This window comes from Saccharothrix espanaensis DSM 44229 (assembly GCF_000328705.1).
Lineage (GTDB): Bacteria > Actinomycetota > Actinomycetes > Mycobacteriales > Pseudonocardiaceae > Actinosynnema > Actinosynnema espanaense.
The window spans coordinates 3,878,348-3,895,881 of record NC_019673.1; the positions used below are offsets into that span (position 1 = coordinate 3,878,348).

Here is a 17,534-nt window from a genome sequence, read left to right on the forward strand (position 1 = left end):
GCCGTGATGGGTCGGGGTTCAGTCGCCGACGGCCCGCGCCAGCCGGTCCAGGGCGTCGGCCCACGGCCGGGCGGCGAGCACCGGCAGGCCGAGCCCGGCGGCCTCGGCGGCGAGCCGGTCGCCGTAGTGCGCGCTGTCCGCCGCCCGCTTGCGCTGCACGCCCGCGGCCGGCTCACGGCTCGCGTAGTTGCGTTCGAGCTGCCCGGCGTCCGGCTCGTGCACGAACACCGGCCGCACGGCACCGCCGGTCCACCGGGCGCAGAAGGCGGGCAGCAGGTAGTCGCCTTCGAGCACGAGCGGCAGGTCGGTCTTCAGGTGGTTGGTGATCACGGCCGCCAGCGCCGGCTCGATCGCCCGCGCCAACGCCACCTGGGCCGCGGTGACCTCCTCCGCCGACATCCCGGCGTCGGAGCGGGTCAGCCAGTGGTGCAGCGCGGGCTGCTGCTCGGCGGTGGTGATGCTCTGCAACGCGACCACCAGGTCGTCCACCTCCACGAGCGCGGCACCGCGCGCCCGCGCCACGGGGTAGGACAGCGCGCTCTTGCCGCTGCCCGACGCCCCGCCCAACAACAACACCCGCCACTGCGCCATGGCGACACCCTCGCAACCGGCCGCGACCCGGCGCAAGTCCGTTGTCGAGGGTCCGGTCTGCGGTCCACAGTGGATGTCAGGAGTACAGGACGCCCAGGAACTCCACCAGGATCCGTTCGCGCAACGCCGGCGGCGCGGCGGCCAGCAGCGCGTTGACCGTCGCCATCCGCTCGGGCAGCACGCCCCCGCCGCCCAGCCCGGCCGCCGCGAGCAGCCCGGCGAACTCCTGCGGCGTCAACGAGTCCGGGTCCAGCGCGCCGATCGCGGCGACCACCTCGGGCGCGACCGCGACCGGCCCGGCGGCGACCGCCGCCGCCACCGAGTCGCGCAGGTCGGCCAGCAGTTCGTCCTCGTTGCCGGCGTTCGCGGCGGTCACCGTCAGGTGCAGGTTCGCCGGTGACGAGCGGTGGGCGAACTGGGGCTGGACGTACCAGTTCCGGGCGCGCATCTCGTCGGCGACGGTGAACACGTCGAAGTCCTCGCCGGTCGCGGTCACCGCGATCAGGGTCGACTCGGGCGCGCCGAGCACCCGCAGGCCGGCGATCCCGTCGACGCCGTCGCGGATCAGCCGGGCACTGGCCAGCGCCCGCCGCGCGAGGTCGCGGTAACCGTCGTCCCCGATGTGCCGCAGGACCGCCCACGCGGCGGCGAGCGGGCCGCCGGACCGGGTGGACTGGGTGGTGGAGTTGAGCATCGTGTAGCCGGGCCAGTCGGCACTGGCGAAGTACTGCGCGCGCCTCAGCGCGGCGTCCGCGTGCAGCAGGACCGATGTGCCCTTGGGGCAGTAGGCGTACTTGTGCAGGTCTACCGAGATGCTCGTGACGCCCGGCACGGAGAAGTCGAACGGCTCGACGTCGGCGTGCGGCAGGATCCAGCCGCCGATGCACGCGTCGACGTGGCACCGGGCGCCGCGCTCCCGTGCGGCGGCGGCGATCGGCTCGACCGGGTCGACCACGCCGTGCGCGTACGACGGCGCGCTGACCACGACCAGCACGGTGTCGTCGGTGATCGCGGCGGCCATCGCGTCGGGGTCGGCGCGGAAGGTCTTCGGGTCCACCGGTACCGCGACCACCCGCACGCCGAAGTAGTGCGCGGCCTTGTGGAACGCGGCGTGCGCCGTCTCGGGCAGCACCATCGACGGGGCCGCGACCCCCGGCCGGGACTCGCGCGCGGCCAGCACCGCGAGCAGGCACGACTCGGTGCCGCCGGAGGTGACGGTGCCGACCGTCGCGGCCGTTCCGCCGAGCAGCCGGGCGGCGGTGGCCACCACGTCGTTCTCCAGCCGCAGCAGGCTCGGGAACGCGGTCGGGTCGAGGCCGTTGACCGAGGACGCGAGGGCGTGCGCTCGGGCGGCCAGGTCGTCCAGACCGGGCACCGCGCTGTCGTAGACGTAGGCCAGGGTGCGTCCGCCGTGCGTCGGCAGGTCGCCGGCGCGCAGCGCGCGCAGTTCGGCCAGCACGTCGTCGGGCGCGGTCATGCGGTCTCCTCGTGGTCGGGTTCCGGTGGCGTTCCGGCAGGCGCTGACGTGGTGGCTGACGTGGTGGCTGACGTGGTGGCTGACGGGGTGGCTTCGGGGGGCAGCAGCGGCAGGGCGACCACCGCGAGCACGGCCGGTATGGCGGTGAACCCCAGCAGCGCGGCCAGCACCGCGCCGGACGACTGGGTGACCGCGCCGTCGGTGCTCGCCACGTAGCCGCCCAGCGCGAGCACCAGGCCGTACACGCCGGGGCCGAGGGCGAGGCCGAGCGTCTCGCCGGCGGTCCAGACACCGGCGAACAGGCCGGCGCGGGCGGTCCCGTCCCGGCGTTCCTGCGCGGTGATCACGTCCGGCAGCATGGCCAGCGGGAACACCTGCATCCCGGCGTACCCGACACCGACCACGGCCATCAGCGCGAGCACCGCGGCGACCGGCAGCGCCCGGGACAGCCCCAGCCCGGCCACCGCCGCCGCGAACAGCAGCGACGCCGCGACCAGCCCCACCCGCTTGCCGTGCCGCCGGCCGACCCGCTGCCACAGCGGCATCACCACCAGCGCGGGGCCGACGAACCCGACGAACAGCAGGGTCTGCAGGCCCCCGTCGCCGAGCACGAGCCGGGCGAAGTAGTCCACGCCCGCCAACATCGTGCCCAGCCCGACGGCCTGCACCACGAACACGATCAGCAGCAGCCGGAACGGCCGCGACCCGCGCACCGCGGCCAGCAGTTCGCGGGGCGTGGCGGTCGAGGACACCCGCCGGGACACCGGCACGCCGCGCGTCCCGGCGACGGTCGCCAGCGTGCCCACCAGGATCAGCGCGCCGACGGCGACGCCCACCGCCCAGTAGCCGCCCGCGAGGTCCCGCACGGCGGGCGCGCCCGCGCCGCTGACCAGGATGGCCAACGCCAGGAACGCCATCCGCCACGCCATCAGCCGGGTGCGCTCGTCGTAGTCCTCGGTGATCTCGGCCGCCATCGCGACGTAAGGCACCTGGAAGAACGCGTAGGCCGTCGCGCACAGCAGGAACACCAGCGCGACGTACACGGCGGCGGCCGCGCCCGTGAACGGCCCGGCGAACAGCAGCGCGAACAGCACCGCCACCGCGATCCCGCCGCGCAGCAGGAACGGGCGGCGCACGCCCGCCCGGTCGCTGATCCGACCCGCGACCGGGTTGAACAGCACGTCCCACGCCTTGGGCGCGAGCACCAGCAGCCCGGCGACGGCGGCGGGCACGGCCAGGCTGTCGGTCAGGTAGGGCAGCAGGAGCAGTCCGGGCACGGTGCCGAACGCCCCGGTGACGAAGGAGCCCGTCGCGTACCCGGCGCGGACCCCGGTGGTGAGCTGGGACATGGGAAAAGAATCTTCGCATTTCTCGGCGGCGATGGCCGGCACCGATTCCACGGCAGGTGTGAACCGCCCGCGCGGTGGGTACCAGATGCGCGGACTTCGAGGGGAGCACCCGGATGGGCAAGCACAGCATGGGCTCGGCGGACCGCCAGTGGGGCGGTCCGGAACTGGTGGAGGACGCGCAAGCGGCGGCCGAGGCGGCCACCGCCCCGCTGCCCGTCCTGGAGGACCCCGAAGCCCGGTCCGAGGCCGACTGAGCGGTCTCGCGGATTTCACCCGTTCGGCCGGGCGTGGGCCGGCCGCCGGGCGGGTACCCGTGCCTGGACGTGCCCCGCACCGGCCGGGAGGTGGCGTCGTGGAGCGGCTGACCGTCCGTCGGGGCGTACCGGCCCAGGCGGGCCCGCTGCGCGACATGGACCTGTGGTGGGAACGCGTCGGCCGCACGCTCGGCCGTCCCTGGGACGTGTCCACCGACGACACCTGCCCGTCGTCGGTGGACGTCGTCGTCACCGCGCACGCCTACCTGCTCACCACCGTCATCCCCGGCGCGTGCCCGCACGACGTGGCCGTGGAGGTGCACGACCACGACCTGCCGGCGGACGGCGTGCCGGTGCCCAGGTCCCGGGTCGGCATCACCGTCCGCAGCGGTCGCGGGTACCTCTACTGCGCCACCCTGCCCCCGGTCGACGTGGACCGCGTCGAGGCGTGGCTGCTGGACGGGGTGCTGGTGGTCCGAGCCCCGGCCGGCGAGGTCGCCGTCCCCGGTGCGTGACCCCCGGTGATCCGCTCGCGGAAGCACCTCCGCCGGCTCCTCCCGGGGACGGGTCAGAGCAGGTCGCGCAGCAGGTCCGCGAGCCCGTCGACGGCGTCCGGGCCGAGCCGGTCGGCCAGCGCCCGCTCGTGCGCGACGGCCAGCGCCTCCAACCGGTCCAGCTTGGCCAGCCCCAGCTCCGAGACGTGCACCGAGACCTTGCGGCGATCCTCGCCGGACTGCGAGCGGTACAGGAACGCCGAGTCGACCAGGCCGTCCACGATCCGGGTCAGCGTGGGGTGCGGGATCTCCAGCGCCGCGGCCAGTTCGCCCATCGACCGCTCCTCGGCGGCCAGCGCGCGCAGCACCCGCCACTGGTCGACGGTCGTGCCTTCCTCCTCCAGCACCGCGCCGAGGTCGCGGACGAACGCGCGCTGCGTGCGGGTGAGCAGGTCGACCAGGTCCGCGCGGCGGGTGTGCTGCTGATCAGGCATGACGAGCCTTTCGCCGGGGGCCTCGTCGGCGAGCATACTGACTGCCGTGGAGTCCTCGGCGGTCGTGCGCGCGGTGCTGCGCGACCGGCTGGAGGTGGTGGTGGCCGGTCCGGACGCCGGCGCGCTGCGGATCGGGCTGCTGCTGCCGCTGTCCGGCGCGCTCGGGCTGACCGGGCCGTCCGGGCTGCTCGCCGCGTCGCTGGCGGCGACCGAGCTGAACGCGGCCGGCGGCGTCGCGGGCCGGCAGGTGCAGTTGGTGCTGGTCGACGCGGGCCGGCTGCCGGGCGAGGTGGCGCGCGAGGCGTCCGGGCTGGTCGGGGTGGTGGACGCGTTCGTCGGGTTCCACACCAGCGACGTGCACCGCGCCTTGGAGGACGCGCTGGGCGGGCGCGTGCCGTACGTCTTCACCCCGCCGCACGAGGGCGGCGCGCGGCGACCCGGCGTGGTGCTGCTCGGCGATTCGCCGAGCCGCCAACTCGCGCCTGCGGTGCGGTGGCTGGTGGCCCGCCACCGGCTGCGCCGCTGGGCGCTGGTGGGCAGCGACTACATCTGGCCGCGCGCGGTGCACCGGGCGGCGGCGGGGATCGTGCGCGGGCTGGGCGCGCAGGTGGTGGCGACCCGGCTGACCCCGTTCCCCGGTCCGGGGATCGACGCGGAGGAGATCGTCGCCGCGCTGGCCCGGGTGCGCGCGGACGCGGTGCTGCTCAGCCTGGTGGGACGGGACCTGGCGCTGTTCAACCGGGTGTTCACCGCCTCGCCGCTGGCCGGGCGGGTGGTCCGGCTGTCCGGTTCGCTGGAGGAGAACGGCCTGCTCGCGGCCGGTGGCGACGACACGGGCGAGCTGTACGCGGCGATGCGGTCGTTCGCCGGGCAGGGCGACGAGCGCCGCGTGGCGCTGGCCGAACGGCACCGCGCGCTGTTCGGCGGCCGTGCCCCGGTGCTCGACGCGTACGCCGAAGGGTGTTACGACGGCGTGCACCTGGCCGCCGCGCTGGCCCGCGCCGACGTGCTGACCGCGCGTGACGCGCAGGCGGGCACGGCCGCGCTGCTGGCGTCGGCGGACCGGGGCGCGTGGGCGGGCGCGCCGTCCGGGCCACCCCGCCTGGGCGGTTTCCTGGCCCGCGCGGACGGCCTGGACCTGACCGTGATCGCCCCGCTGCGCCCGACCGGCCCGTGACCCGGCCCGCCCGCTACCGGCCCGCCCGTGACCCGGCCCGGCGGCCGGCGGCGCACCGCTAGCCTGCCGGGATGGGGCGTGACGATCGACTGGTGGGCCGTGAGTACCGGCTGGTGCGGCCGGAGAAGGCCGGCGGCCGGTCCATGTACCTGATCGGCGTGGTGCTGGCGGCGTCGGCACCGGTCGTCATCAAGATGGCGCTGGACGAGGACCCGCCACTGTCGTGGTGGCTGTACGCCCTGGTCTTCGGTGGGATGACCTTCCTGGGCGTCGCCGGGGTGGGGCTGGTGTTCGCCACCGCCCGGACCGCGCGCCTGGTGTCGAGGTTGACCAGTACCGGTCGCCCGGCCGTCGCGCGGGTGGTCGAGGCCGGTCCGCACGACGACGGGGAGCAGGAGATCACCAAAGCGGTCCTGTCGGTCGCCGTTCCCGGTGGGCACGCGTTCGAGGTGACCCTGCACAGCCACGACCCCAGGTACCGGGCCGGCGCGGAGATCCCGGTCCTGATCGACACCACCCTCCGGGTGTACCTGATCGTGGACTGAGCCGGGCGACACCGGACCAGCCGACCGGACGTGACCGGCGGGCGACCGGATGTGGTCGGGTGGGCCACGACCGGGAAAACTCCTTCCAGACGGAATCTTTCCAAATGGAAGGAACGTGTCTAGGCTCGCCGGACCACCGCACGGCAGGAGGACGCATGGCGCAGGATCAGGGCCTCGAACGGTACGGCTACACGCAGGAACTGCGGCGGTCCCTGGGGTTCAAGGACCTGTTGGTCTACGGGTTGATCTTCATGGTGCCGATCGCGCCGTTCGGCATCTTCGGCAGCGTGTTCCAGGGCTCCGGCGGCATGGTCGCGCTGGCCTACGCCATCGGCATGCTCGCCATGCTGTTCACCGCCGGCTCCTACGCCCAGATGTCCAAGGCGTTCCCGATCGCGGGCTCGGTCTACACCTACGCCGGGCGCGGCATCGGCGCCCCGGTCGGCTTCCTGGCCGGCTGGATGATCCTGCTCGACTACGTCCTGGTGCCCGGCCTGCTCTACCTGATCGCGGGCGTGGCGATGAACTCGCTGGTGCCCGCCGTCCCGGTGTGGCTGTGGCTGATCGCGTTCGTGTTGCTCAACACCGCGGTCAACTACCTCGGCATCGAGATGACCGCCAAGGTCAACCGGGTCATGCTGGTCGCCCAGCTGATCATCCTGGCGATCTTCCTGGTGGTCGGCGTCGTCGCGCTGACCCAGGGCAAGGGCCGCGGCTTCAGCTTCGACCCGCTGTTCAACAGCGCCACGTTCTCCTGGCCGCTGGTCTTCGGCGCGGTCTCCATCGCGGTGCTCAGCTTCCTGGGCTTCGACGGCATCTCCACCCTCGCCGAGGAGAACCGCGACTCGGCCCGCGCCATCGGCCGCTCCATGGTGGCCGCGCTGGTCGTCACCGGCCTGCTGTTCATCACCCAGACCTGGGTGGCCTCGCTGCTGGTCGAGGACCCGGACGGGCTGATCGCCAACGGCGACGCGGGCGGCACCGCGTTCTACGACGCGGCCCGCTCGGCGGGCGGCGGCTGGCTGGCCGTCCTGACCGCCGCGGCGACCGCCGTGTCCTGGGGCTTCGCCAACTCGCTGGTCGCGCAGGCCGCCACGTCCCGGCTGCTGTTCGCGATGGCCCGCGACCGGCAGCTGCCGAAGTTCCTGGCCAAGATCCACCCCACCCGGCGCATCCCGGTCAACGCCACGCTGCTGGTGGCCGGCGTGTCCCTGCTGCTGGGCCTGTACATGCAGTCCCGCGAGGACGGCATCACGCTGCTCAGCTCGCTGGTCAACTTCGGCGCGATGACCGCGTTCCTGGTGCTGCACGTGTCCGTGGTCGCGCACTACGTGATCCGGCGGCGCAGCCGGGACTGGTGGAAGCACCTGATCGCACCCGTCATCGGGTTCGGCATCCTGGCCTACGTGGTGATCAACGCGAAGGTGGCCGCGCAGACCGTCGGGTTCGTCTGGCTCGGCATCGGCGCGGTGATCCTGGTCGGCCTGCTGGCCGCGGGCCGCAAGCCGGAGCTGGCCGGCATCGCCGGCGACGAGGAGGAGGGCAAGTGAGCATCGAGGTCGTCGGGCTGCACCCGGAACGAACCGACCTGGGGTACGCGTTCGGCGGGCGCGCGCCGCTGCTGACCGTCAAGCCGGGCACCGTGGTGGAGCTGAGCACCGAGGACTGCTTCGGCGGCGCGGTGCGCGGGGTGGCCGACCTGCCCAGCCAGGTCTGCCGGTTCCCCTACCTCAACCCGGTGACCGGGCCGATCGCCGTCGAGGGCGCGGAGCCCGGCGACACGGTCGCGGTGCACTTCGTGGAGATCCGGCCCACCCGCGACTGGGCGGTGTCCACGACGTTCCCGCACTTCGGCGCGCTCACCGCGACGCACACCACGGCCATGCTGCACGACGCCCTGCCCGAACGCGTCTGGCTGTACGACGTGGACGTCGAGCGCGGCGTGGTCCGGTTCAACGCGCGGTCGAGCGACTTCCGGGTGGAACTGCCGCTGGACCCGATGCACGGCACGGTCGGCGTCGCGCCCGCCGCCGGCGAGGTGGTCATGAGCATCACGCCCGGCGCGCACGGCGGGAACATGGACACCCCGGAGATGCGCACCGGCACCACCGCCTACTTCGGCGTGAACGTGCCCGGCGCGCTGATCTCGATCGGCGACGGCCACTGCCGGCAGGGCGAGGGCGAGGTCTGCGGCACCGCCGTGGAGGCCGCCATGTCCACCGTCGTGGTGGTCGACCTGATCAAGGGCGCGAGCACGCCGTGGCCCCGGCTGGAGAGCGACACCCACCTGATGTCCACCGGCTCGGCCCGGCCGCTGGAGGACGCCTTCCGGATCAGCCAGCACGACCTCGTCGGGTGGACCGGCGAGCTGCTCGGCCTGGAATCGCTGGACGCGTACCAATTGGTCAGCCAGGCCGGGTTGGCACCCGCCGGCAACGTCGTGGACACGAACTACACGATGTTGGCGAAACTGCCCAAGGACATTCTTTCGGGTGCTGTGGTATTTGACGGGGTGCATTCCCGGTTGCGTGCCACAGCGGCTCGCTACTTGTCCGAACGGGGTTAGCTCGTCTCGTTTCGCGAATTAGTTGGTTTGGCGCAAGAGAAAGCCACGGGCACCCGCTACCTTGGGTGCCAGGCCGCCCACCTAGAGGAGTGGACGGGCCTGTGGTCACAGTCAAACATCGCATCACGGCAGTGGTCGGCGTGGTCGCGCTGCTCATCGGCGGCGCGGCCTCCGCCGGCGGTGAAACCCCCGGCCACCGGCCCGGCGACTGGCCGGGCTGGACCGGTGACAAGTCCGGTTCGCGGTTCGCCGCGGCGGAGCGCCGGATCGGGCCGTGGAGTGCCGGTAAACTGGAGCTCAAGTGGGCGTTCGCTTATCCGAAGAACGGGTTCCCGGCGAAAAGCCAGCCCGCCGTGGTGAACGGCGGGATCTACTTCGGCAGTCCTGACGGCAAATTCCACGCACTGGACGCGAAGACCGGTGCGAACCGGTGGACCTTCGACCTCTCGACGGTGGGCGCGGGGAGCGTGGTGATCGACGGGCCGACCGTGGCCCGCGGCAAGGTGTACTTCGGCGACAACGGCGGGCGGTTGTACGCGCTGGACCAGCGGACCGGGCGGCTCGCGTGGTCCAAGGACACCGAACCGCACGTCGCCGGGATGCACACCAGCTCCCCGCTCTACCACGACGGCCGGATCTACGTCGGCGCGTCCAGCGGCGAGAACATCAACCCCGACCGCAACTACCCGTGCTGCACCTTCCGCGGCCACGTCGACTCGATCGACGCCGAGACCGGCGACCTGGTCTGGCGCTACTTCACCACGCCGGAACCGCAGGCGGTCGGCACGTGGCCCAGCGGCGCGACCCGCTACGAGCCGTCCGGCGCGGGCGTGTGGAGCTCGCCGGTCGTCGACGAGCGCACCAACACCCTCTACGTCGGCACCGGCAACCTCTACTCCGGCACCACCGGCGACTTCGACACCCTGCTGGCGCTCGACGCCCGCACCGGCGCGGCCAAGTGGAAGCAGAAGGTCACCCAGGCCGACACCTGGCGGCTGCTGTGCGGCTTGCCGGACAACGAGGGCTACTGCCCGGGGCAGAAGGACGGCACCGCGCTGGACTACGACATCGGCGCGACGCCCACCCTGTTCCGGCACGGCGGGCGCACGTTCGTCGGCGTCGGCCAGAAGAGCGGTGTCTTCCACGTGTTCGACGCGCGCAACGGGTCGGTGCAGTGGCGGCGGCAGCTGTCCAAGCCGATGCCCGGCGGCGGCCTGAGCGGCATCCAGTGGGGTAGCAGCTTCGACGGCAAGCGGCTGTACATGGCGACGAACTGGGGCAACCCCGGCACGGTGTTCGCGCTCGACCCGGGCAACGGCGACATCGTCTGGCAGACGCCCAACCCGGAGAACGGCTGCACCACCGGCGGCGCGGCCCAGTTCCCGCAGGTGTGCCAGCGCTCGCACACCCCGGCCGTCACCACCAGTCCCGGCCTGGTCTACGAGGGCAGCGTCGACGGCAAGATGCGGATCTACGACTCGACCACCGGCAAGGTGCGGTGGGAGTTCGACACGATCCGCGACTTCGCCGGCGTCAACGGCCTGACCGGGCGCGGCAGCGCGATCTCCGGCAACGGCGGCGCGGTGGTCGCCGACGGGATGCTCTACGTGCAGTCCGGCTACTGGCCCTCGTACCCGAGTGATCACGGCAACGTCCTGCTCGCGTTCGGACTCTGACCTCGCCGCCCCCCGCGCCGGAGCCCCGGCGCGGGGAGCGCGACCGCGCAAGGAGTTTCTGACATGCGTACTGCGCACCGCCGACGTCTCGGCGTCGTGGCGCTGGCCTGCCTGCTCGCCACCACTGCGACCACCTCCGCCACCTCCGCGACCACCTCCGCCACCAACGCCGCACCTCGCCCCCGGACCGTCCCGGTGACCGTCAGCGAGGGCACGAACCTCGCGGTGGCCGTGTCGCCGCGTGACGGCTCGCTCGTCGTGGACCTCCAGGGGCAGCTGTTCTCGCTGCCGCCGCAGGGCGGCACCGCCACTGCGATCGGCGCGGACTTCCTCGACCCGTACTGGCCGTCGTTCTCCCCGGACGGGAGCCGGATCGCGCTCCAGTCGTTCGTGGCGGGCATGTTCCACATCCGGACCGTCGCACCGGACGGCACCGACGCCCGCACGATCACCCGCGGCGAGCACGACGACCTGTACCCGGCGTGGTCGCCGGACGGCAGGCAGATCGCGTTCACCTCCGACCGGCAGGGCGGCGAGGACATCTGGACCGTGGACGTGCGGTCCGGCGCGGTCCGGCGGATCACCTCGGCGGCCACCGCCGAGACCCACCCGACCTGGCACCCGGACGGGCGTTCGATCGCCTACGTGCAGGGCAATGCGGTGGAAAGCGTCGACCTGGCGACCGGGGCCGTGCGCACGGTCGTGCCCGCCGGGCCGGGGTTCGTCGGCGCGCCCTCGTGGTCGCCGGACGGCAAGCGCCTCGCGTTCCTGCGCGGGGGACAGGGCGGCCGGACGCTCCAGGTCTCGGAGGCAGGCGTGGTCCGCCAGGTCGGCGACTACCGCGACGTGTTCCCGTTCCCGCCGCGCTGGCGTGACGCCGACGAACTCGTCTACGGCGCGAACGGCCACATCGCGGTCACCAGGGTGAGCACCGGGGCGTCCCGCGAGATCCCGTTCAGCGCGACCTTCCAGCTCAAGCGCGACCGCTACGAGCGCAAGGCCCACGACTTCGACAGCAGGCGGCCCAAGCCGGTGCGCGGCATCGCCGGACCGGCGCTGTCCCCGGACGGCGGGTCCGTGGTGTTCAAGGCGCTCAACGACCTGTGGCTGCTGCCGGTCGGCGGTCGGCCGGAGCAGCTCACCCGCGACGGGTTCCACGAGTCCGACCCCGCGTGGTCGCGGGACGGCACCCGGATCGCCTACGCCTCGGACAAGGCCGGCAGCATCGACCTGTACGCGCTGGACGTCGCCACCCGCCGGGAACAGCGGCTGACGTCGTCGCCCGGCGCGGAGGTCGCGCCCGCCTGGTCGCCGGACGGCAAGGCGCTGGCGTTCCAGGACCAGAACGCCCAGACCCTGACCCTCGACCTCGCCTCCGGGGCGGGCACCCGGGTGCTCGGGCCGTTGAACGCGCCCGGCCGGCCGAGCTGGTCGCCCGACGGCAGGACCCTCGCGCTGGCCGTGTCGGCGGCCGACCGCAACCAGATCCTGCTCGCCGACCTGGCCACCGGCACCACCCGGACCGTCGAGCCGGGGCCGTTCGCGTCGCTGTCCACCCGCGGCGACGACGGCCCGGTCTGGTCGCCGGACGGCCGGGCGCTGGCGTTCTCGATGGACAGCACCATCCACGTGCTGCCGGTCGACCCGTCCGGCACGCCCACCGGCCCGGCCCGCCAGGTCACCGGCGAGGCGAGCGACGCGCCGACGTGGGGACCCGGGAACACCCTGCTGTACCTGAACAACGGCCGGTTGAAGAAGACGACGGCCACCGGCGGGCACCCCACCGACGTGCCGGTCGGGCTCACCTACACCCGCGACAAGCCCGACAGCCGGGTGGTCGTCCGGGCCGGGCGGTTGTGGGACGGCAAGAACGCCGTGCCGCGCACCGACGTGGACATCATCGTGGTGGACAACCGGATCCGGAGCATCGAGCCGCACCGGCCGGACCGGCCCCTGGCGGGCTGGCGGTACGTCGACGCGAGCGCGCTGACCGTCACGCCGGGCCTGGTCGACATGCACGTCCACCAGGAGATGCGGGCCAAGTACGTGGGTGACCGGCTGGGCCGGCTGCTGCTGTCCTACGGCATCACCACCACCCGGTCGACCGGAGACCCGGTGTACCGGGCGGTGGAGGACCGCGAGGCGCTCGACGCCGGCGCGCGCACCGGCCCCCGGTTCTTCATGACCGGCGAGATGCTCGAAGGCTCGCGCGTCGGCTGGGAGTTCGCCCGGCCGGTGCGCAGCGAACGGCAGCTCGGCCTGGAGCTCTCGCGGGTCCGCGAACTGGACTACGACCTGGTCAAGACCTACGAGCGGTTCCCGTTCGACTGGCAGGCCCGGGTCGCGGACCGGGCGCACGGGCTGGGCGTGCCGATCACCTCGCACTACCTGTACCCGGGCATCGCGCACGGCGTGGACATGAAGGAGCACCTCGCCGGGCCGACCAAGTGGGGCTTCGCGTTCGCCCGCGACGCGTCGGCCGGCGGCGTGTACGACGACGTCGTGCAGTTGGCGGCGCGCGGGGGGATGCCGTTCAGCACCACGCTGTTCAGCTCCGGCTCGATGCTCGCCGACGACCCGGGGATGGAAAACGACCCGAGGATCCGCGCCCTGTACACCCCGCAGGAGCGGCAGACCCTGCACGCGAAGGTGCTGTGCGCGCAGGGGCTCGGGCCGTGCGGGTTCCTCGACGGCAACGCCGAGCAGGCCCGTCGCGAGGTCGGCGTGGTCAAGCGGCTGCTGGCCGCCGGCGGGACGGTGCTCGCGGGCACCGACGCGCCGCTGGACACCATGGCGGTCAGCCTGCACCTGAACCTGCGGGCGATGGGCAAGTACGGTGTCGACCCGTTCGCGGTGCTGCAGAGCGCGACCCTGCTGTCCGCGCGGCAGCTCGGCGTCGAGCGGGACCTGGGCAGCGTCGAGGAGGGCAAGCTGGCCGACCTGGTGTTCACCGGCGGCGACGCCTCGCGCGACCTGGCGAAGCTGGCCGACGTGCGGATGGTGATGAAGAACGGGCGGCTGTCCACTGTGGACGAACTGCTGGCGCCGTTCACCGGCTTGGCCACGCGCGCCGAGTAGCCGAGCACCTGCGCCGTTGACACGGTCGCCCGCACGGGCGGCGGCGTCAACGGCGCGGTGGCCGTGGGAGGGGGTGCACGGCATGAGCGCCGAGCCGGCCGCAGGGTGGTCGTCTGGTGCGCGGATGATCATCGCTGTCCTTTCCGCGCGGTTCGCCCGGATCGACCGGTGACCGGGGGTGCTCATCGGCCTGATCGGCTTTCAGTGGAAGACCTGGTGCAGGAGGTGTTCCTGCGGGCGCGGCGGGCGTACGGCGACTTCGAGCGCCGGGCCTCGGTGCGCGCCTGGCTGTACCGGATCGCGACCGGCGTGTGCCTCGACGCGGTGGAGGGCCGGGCCCGCCGCCCGCTGCCGACGGGGCTGGGTCCGGCCGCCGACCCGTCCGCCGAGGTGGCCGGGGTCGACCTGCCGTGGCTCGAACCGGTGCCCGACGCGCTGGTCGGCGTGGACCCGCGCACCGTTGTCACCACGAGGGAATCGGTCCGACTGACGTTCGTCGCCGCGTTGCAGCACCTGTCGCCGCGCCAGCGCGCGGTGCTGGTGCTGCGCGAAGTCCTGCAGTGGCCCGCCGTCGACGTGGCGCGGATGCTCGACACCAGCACCGCCGCGGTGAACAGCCTGTTGCAGCGCGCCCGGGGCCAACTCGACCGGGTCGCGCCGCGCCGGGACGAGGTGGTCGAGCCCGCTGCGGCGAACCGCCGGCCGGCGGAGTACGTGGCGGCGTGGGAGCGCGCGGACGTGGCCGCGATCGTCGCCGTGCTCACCGTCGACGCCTCCTGGGAGATGCCACCGCTGGACGCCTGGTACCGCGGCCGGGACGACATCGTGCACCACCTGCGGCACCACTGCCCGGTGCGACCCGGCCAGGCCCGGCTGGTACCGGTCGCGGCCAACGGCCAACCGGCGTTCGCGACCTACGCGCCGGATGGCGACGGGTGCCGCCGCGCGGCTTTTCTGCAAGTGCTCACGCTCGCCGACACGGGTATCCGAACGGTGCACGCGTTTCTCGACGTCCGTCATTTCGCGTCGTTCGGACTGCCGCCGGTACTGCCCTGAGCCGGGCCTTTCCGGCTGGCGGGTTCCCGTTCGCGCGGGTGTCGGTGGCCGTTCGCGCGGGTGGCGGTCACGGCGGTTTGTTCGGGTTGCGCGGTCATTACGCTGTAGTGCCGTGGCGGACGGTGGCGGACAGGGCAAACCCGTGGACGGGCGGGCCGCCCGGTGGGCGGGTCAACGCGAGAAGCGGCGCGCCGAGGTCGTGACGGCGGCGCTGGCGGCCATCGGCGAGCACGGTCCCTGGGTGTCCACCGAGCGGATCGCCGAGCGCGCCGGGATCTCCCGCCCCCGGCTCTACCGCCACTTCGACGACGCCGACGACGTCTACGGCGCGGTCGGCCGGCGGATCTCGGAGCTGATCATCGCCGAGATGGTGCCGGTGCTGACCGGGCCGAGCGGCAGCGCGCGCGAGATCATCACCCGGATCGTGCGGACGTTCGTGGTGTGGATGACCGAGAACGTCTCGCTCTACCACTACGTCGTGTCCCGCTCGGTGGAAGCGGACCCGGACCGGCGGCTGTGGGCGGTCGACATCCGGGCCCGGATCAGCGGCCTGCTGGGCAAGGTGATCGGCGGCTACCTGGCGCTGCTCGGCCTGGACGCCCGGCTGGCCGACCCGCTGTCGTTCGGGCTGGTCGGCATGGTCGAGGCGACCACCGCCCGGTGGTCGGTCGAGCCCGGCGAACTGGACCGCGCCGAACTGGTCGAGCGGTTGTCGGACTGGGCCTGGGGCGTGCTGGACGACGTGCTGCGCGCCGCCGGGCTGGAACTGGACCCCGACCTGCCGCTGCCGCCGCTGACGATCCCGGAGTAGCCCGGACACCGAGCAGTGCTCACTCTGAGCACTCGGATTGGCACTCTGCGCATCCTTGCTGGTACGTTCATGTAACCCTTACTTTGGTGTACCGCTCACTTGCGAGGCTGACTCGTGACCACATCGGGAGTTGTCGCGCGAGGGCACTACTCGGCGGCGAACGACGACCGGCTGATGGCGTTGGTGCGGGCCGGCACCGTGTCCGCCTTCAGCCCCCTCTACGAACGGCACCTCGCGGTCGCCCGCGCGCGGGCCCGGCACCTGGTGCCCCGCTGCCCGGCCGAGGCCGACGAGGTCGTGTCGGAGGGCTTCCTGCGGGTGCTGGAGGTCTTGCTGGTGGGCGGCGGGCCGACCCGGTCGTTCCGGGCCTACCTGCTGACCACGATCACCCGCACCGCGCTGGCCCGCAAGCGCCGCGAGGCGCAGGAGCGGCTGACCGGCGACCCGGCGGCCGACGAGGCGGCGCACACGCGCGTCGACCCGCAGCCGTACCACGAGCGCGCCGTCGAAGGAGCGCTGGAACGCAGCTTCGCGCTGCGCGCGTTCGACCGGCTGTCCCCGTCCGCCCGCGAGGTCCTGCTCTACACCGAGGTGCTGGGCCTGTCGCCGGCCGGCGCCGCGCCGCTGCTGGACATCTCGCCCAACGCGGTGTCCTCGCGCGCCCACCGCGCCCGCGAGGCGCTGCGGGCCGCCTACCTCGACGCCCACGTCACCCGGCGGCCGCTGCCACCGGGCTGCGCGCACGTGGTGGGTGAGCTGGGCACCTGGGCCCGCCGGGCGCTGCGCCCCCGGCGCAGGTCCATCGTGGACGAACACCTGGGCAGGTGCGGGGGCTGTCGCGGGCTGGCCGACGAGCTGTCGTCGCTGAACACCATGCGGGGCGCGGAACCGCCGCCGGGGTTGCTGACCACCGGGTAGGTCAGCCGGCCCGGAACGCCGCCCGGTAGGCGTTCGGGCTGGTGCCCACGACCCGGCGGAACCGGTCGCGGAACGCCGTGGGTGAGCCGAACCCGGCCCGCGCGCCGATCAGGTCCACCGGGTGGTCGGTGTTCTCCAGCAGGTGCTGGGCCTGCCGGACCCGGGCCCGCAGCAGCCACTGCACCGGCGTGTCGCCGGTCTGCTCGCGGAACCGGCGGTTGAGCGTCCGGGTGCTGGTGCCGGCCCGGCGCGCCAGGTCGGCCAGGGTGAGGTCGCGGGCCGCGTTCTCCCGCATCCAGACCAGCAGCGGCTCCAGCGCCGAACCGCGCGGCACCGGCGGCGGGTCGTGCACGATGAACTGGGCCTGGCCGCCCTCGCGCTCCAGCGGCATCACCGACAGCCGGGCGGCGTCGGCGGCCACCGCCGAGCCGTAGTCGCGCCGGATCAGGTGCAGGCACAGGTCGAGCCCGGCCGCCGCGCCCGCCGAGGTGAGGAAGCGGCCGTTGTCGACGTAGAGCACGTCGGGGTCCACCTCGACCGCCGGGTACCGGGCGGCGAGCAGGTCCGCGCCCGCCCAGTGGGTGGTGGCGCGCAGCCCGTCGAGCAGGCCGGTGGCCGCGAGGACGAACGCCCCGGAGCAGATGGACGCGATCCTGGCGTTGCGCGCGGCGGCAGCGAGCAGCGCGTCGAGCACGGCCGGCGGCACCGGCGCGGTGGGGTCGGCGGTGCCCGGCAGGATGATCGTGTCGGCGTCCGCGAGGGCCTCCAGCCCCCACGGTGCCTGCACGGCGAACGCGCCCGCGTCCACGGTCGGCGTCACGCCGCAGACCCGCAGGCGGTAGGCGGGGCGGCCGTCGGGCAGGCGGGTTCTGGTGAACACCTCGATCGGCGTCGACAGGTCGAACGGGACGACCTTGTCGAGCGCGAGGACCGCCACCGTGTGCATGGCGACAACGTAGTTTGGCCGCCGTTCCACGCCAAGTCTTTGACCTGGCTGTCTGGATGTTTGTGCAGGTAGAGGCGTTGGCGAGAATCAGGTGGGATGTGG

16 protein-coding genes are annotated in these 17,534 nt (G+C 73.5%); 11 read left to right on the plus strand and 5 right to left on the minus strand.

What is annotated here, in order from left to right; genetic code table 11:
* Positions 1–18: 18 nt before the first annotated feature.
* From BN6_RS17285 to BN6_RS17295, 3 genes are all read right to left on the minus strand, one after another.
* Complete coding sequence (locus BN6_RS17285) at positions 19–591, minus strand: hypothetical protein (protein WP_063641922.1); 573 nt, start codon at positions 589–591, stop codon at positions 19–21.
* A 76-nt stretch (positions 592–667) separates the two neighbouring features.
* Positions 668–2,068 (minus strand): pyridoxal phosphate-dependent decarboxylase family protein, encoded by a 1,401-nt coding sequence (locus BN6_RS17290; RefSeq protein WP_015100977.1) that lies wholly within the window; start codon positions 2,066–2,068, stop codon positions 668–670.
* Entirely contained in the window at positions 2,065–3,417 is a 1,353-nt protein-coding gene (locus BN6_RS17295) for an MFS transporter (RefSeq protein WP_015100978.1), read from the minus strand. Before BN6_RS17295 ends, BN6_RS17290 begins: the two co-directional genes overlap by 4 nt.
* 113 nt (positions 3,418–3,530) lie before the next feature.
* Here BN6_RS17295 and BN6_RS46725 point away from each other — a divergent pair, with 113 nt between their 5' ends.
* Entirely contained in the window at positions 3,531–3,671 is a 141-nt protein-coding gene (locus BN6_RS46725) for a hypothetical protein (RefSeq protein WP_158509397.1), read from the plus strand.
* Positions 3,672–3,769: 98 nt separating this feature from the next.
* A complete protein-coding gene (locus BN6_RS17300) occupies positions 3,770–4,186 on the plus strand; it encodes an Hsp20 family protein (RefSeq protein WP_041313030.1) in 417 nt (138 codons plus the stop codon).
* A 53-nt stretch (positions 4,187–4,239) separates the two neighbouring features.
* Here the strand turns inward: BN6_RS17300 and BN6_RS17305 are convergent, their stop codons facing one another.
* Positions 4,240–4,659: a MarR family winged helix-turn-helix transcriptional regulator gene (locus BN6_RS17305; RefSeq protein WP_041317138.1), complete on the minus strand. Its 420-nt coding sequence runs from the start codon at positions 4,657–4,659 to the stop codon at positions 4,240–4,242.
* A gap of 46 nt (positions 4,660–4,705) precedes the next feature.
* Here BN6_RS17305 and BN6_RS17310 point away from each other — a divergent pair, with 46 nt between their 5' ends.
* The 9 genes from BN6_RS17310 (at position 4,706) to BN6_RS17350 (ending at position 16,486) form a co-directional block, all read left to right on the plus strand.
* On the plus strand, positions 4,706–5,836 hold the full coding sequence (locus tag BN6_RS17310) for a substrate-binding domain-containing protein (RefSeq protein WP_041313032.1): 1,131 nt from the start codon (positions 4,706–4,708) through the stop codon (positions 5,834–5,836).
* A gap of 71 nt (positions 5,837–5,907) precedes the next feature.
* The gene (locus tag BN6_RS17315) at positions 5,908–6,381 is read left to right on the plus strand and encodes a hypothetical protein (protein ID WP_015100982.1); all 474 of its coding nucleotides are present in this window, start codon (positions 5,908–5,910) and stop codon (positions 6,379–6,381) included.
* Positions 6,382–6,536: 155 nt separating this feature from the next.
* Positions 6,537–7,931 carry an APC family permease gene (locus tag BN6_RS17320; RefSeq protein ID WP_015100983.1) on the plus strand — a complete coding sequence of 465 codons (1,395 nt, stop codon included), beginning with the start codon at positions 6,537–6,539 and terminating at the stop codon, positions 7,929–7,931.
* Positions 7,928–8,947, plus strand: coding sequence for an acetamidase/formamidase family protein (locus BN6_RS17325; RefSeq protein ID WP_015100984.1), 1,020 nt, complete (start codon positions 7,928–7,930; stop codon positions 8,945–8,947). Before BN6_RS17320 ends, BN6_RS17325 begins: the two co-directional genes overlap by 4 nt.
* A 101-nt stretch (positions 8,948–9,048) precedes the next feature.
* The gene (locus BN6_RS17330; RefSeq protein WP_015100985.1) at positions 9,049–10,623 is read left to right on the plus strand and encodes an outer membrane protein assembly factor BamB family protein; all 1,575 of its coding nucleotides are present in this window, start codon (positions 9,049–9,051) and stop codon (positions 10,621–10,623) included.
* Positions 10,624–10,686: 63 nt separating this feature from the next.
* Positions 10,687–13,701 carry an amidohydrolase family protein gene (locus BN6_RS17335; protein WP_015100986.1) on the plus strand — a complete coding sequence of 1,005 codons (3,015 nt, stop codon included), beginning with the start codon at positions 10,687–10,689 and terminating at the stop codon, positions 13,699–13,701.
* Between the two features lie 168 nt (positions 13,702–13,869).
* Complete coding sequence (locus BN6_RS17340; RefSeq protein WP_269454340.1) at positions 13,870–14,757, plus strand: RNA polymerase subunit sigma-70; 888 nt, start codon at positions 13,870–13,872, stop codon at positions 14,755–14,757.
* A gap of 112 nt (positions 14,758–14,869) precedes the next feature.
* A complete protein-coding gene (locus tag BN6_RS17345) occupies positions 14,870–15,568 on the plus strand; it encodes a TetR/AcrR family transcriptional regulator (protein ID WP_015100988.1) in 699 nt (232 codons plus the stop codon).
* A 114-nt stretch (positions 15,569–15,682) separates the two neighbouring features.
* Positions 15,683–16,486 carry an RNA polymerase sigma factor gene (locus BN6_RS17350; protein ID WP_015100989.1) on the plus strand — a complete coding sequence of 268 codons (804 nt, stop codon included), beginning with the start codon at positions 15,683–15,685 and terminating at the stop codon, positions 16,484–16,486.
* A 1-nt stretch (position 16,487) separates the two neighbouring features.
* Here the strand turns inward: BN6_RS17350 and BN6_RS17355 are convergent, their stop codons facing one another.
* A complete protein-coding gene (locus tag BN6_RS17355; RefSeq protein ID WP_015100990.1) occupies positions 16,488–17,432 on the minus strand; it encodes a GlxA family transcriptional regulator in 945 nt (314 codons plus the stop codon).
* Positions 17,433–17,534 lie beyond the last annotated feature (102 nt).

Excerpts from the sequence above, each read along its gene's own strand:
- BN6_RS17290 (WP_015100977.1), bottom strand. The coding sequence starts at position 2,068 with ATGACCGCGCCCGACGACGTGCTGGCCGAACTGCGCGCGCTGCGCGCC.
- BN6_RS17295 (WP_015100978.1), bottom strand. The coding sequence starts at position 3,417 with ATGTCCCAGCTCACCACCGGGGTCCGCGCCGGGTACGCGACGGGCTCC.
- BN6_RS17305 (WP_041317138.1), bottom strand. The coding sequence starts at position 4,659 with ATGCCTGATCAGCAGCACACCCGCCGCGCGGACCTGGTCGACCTGCTC.
- BN6_RS46725 (WP_158509397.1), top strand. The coding sequence starts at position 3,531 with ATGGGCAAGCACAGCATGGGCTCGGCGGACCGCCAGTGGGGCGGTCCG.
- BN6_RS17315 (WP_015100982.1), top strand. The coding sequence starts at position 5,908 with ATGGGGCGTGACGATCGACTGGTGGGCCGTGAGTACCGGCTGGTGCGG.
- BN6_RS17335 (WP_015100986.1), top strand. The coding sequence starts at position 10,687 with ATGCGTACTGCGCACCGCCGACGTCTCGGCGTCGTGGCGCTGGCCTGC.
- BN6_RS17285 (WP_063641922.1), bottom strand. The coding sequence starts at position 591 with ATGGCGCAGTGGCGGGTGTTGTTGTTGGGCGGGGCGTCGGGCAGCGGC.
- BN6_RS17320 (WP_015100983.1), top strand. The coding sequence starts at position 6,537 with ATGGCGCAGGATCAGGGCCTCGAACGGTACGGCTACACGCAGGAACTG.
- BN6_RS17355 (WP_015100990.1), bottom strand. The coding sequence starts at position 17,432 with ATGCACACGGTGGCGGTCCTCGCGCTCGACAAGGTCGTCCCGTTCGAC.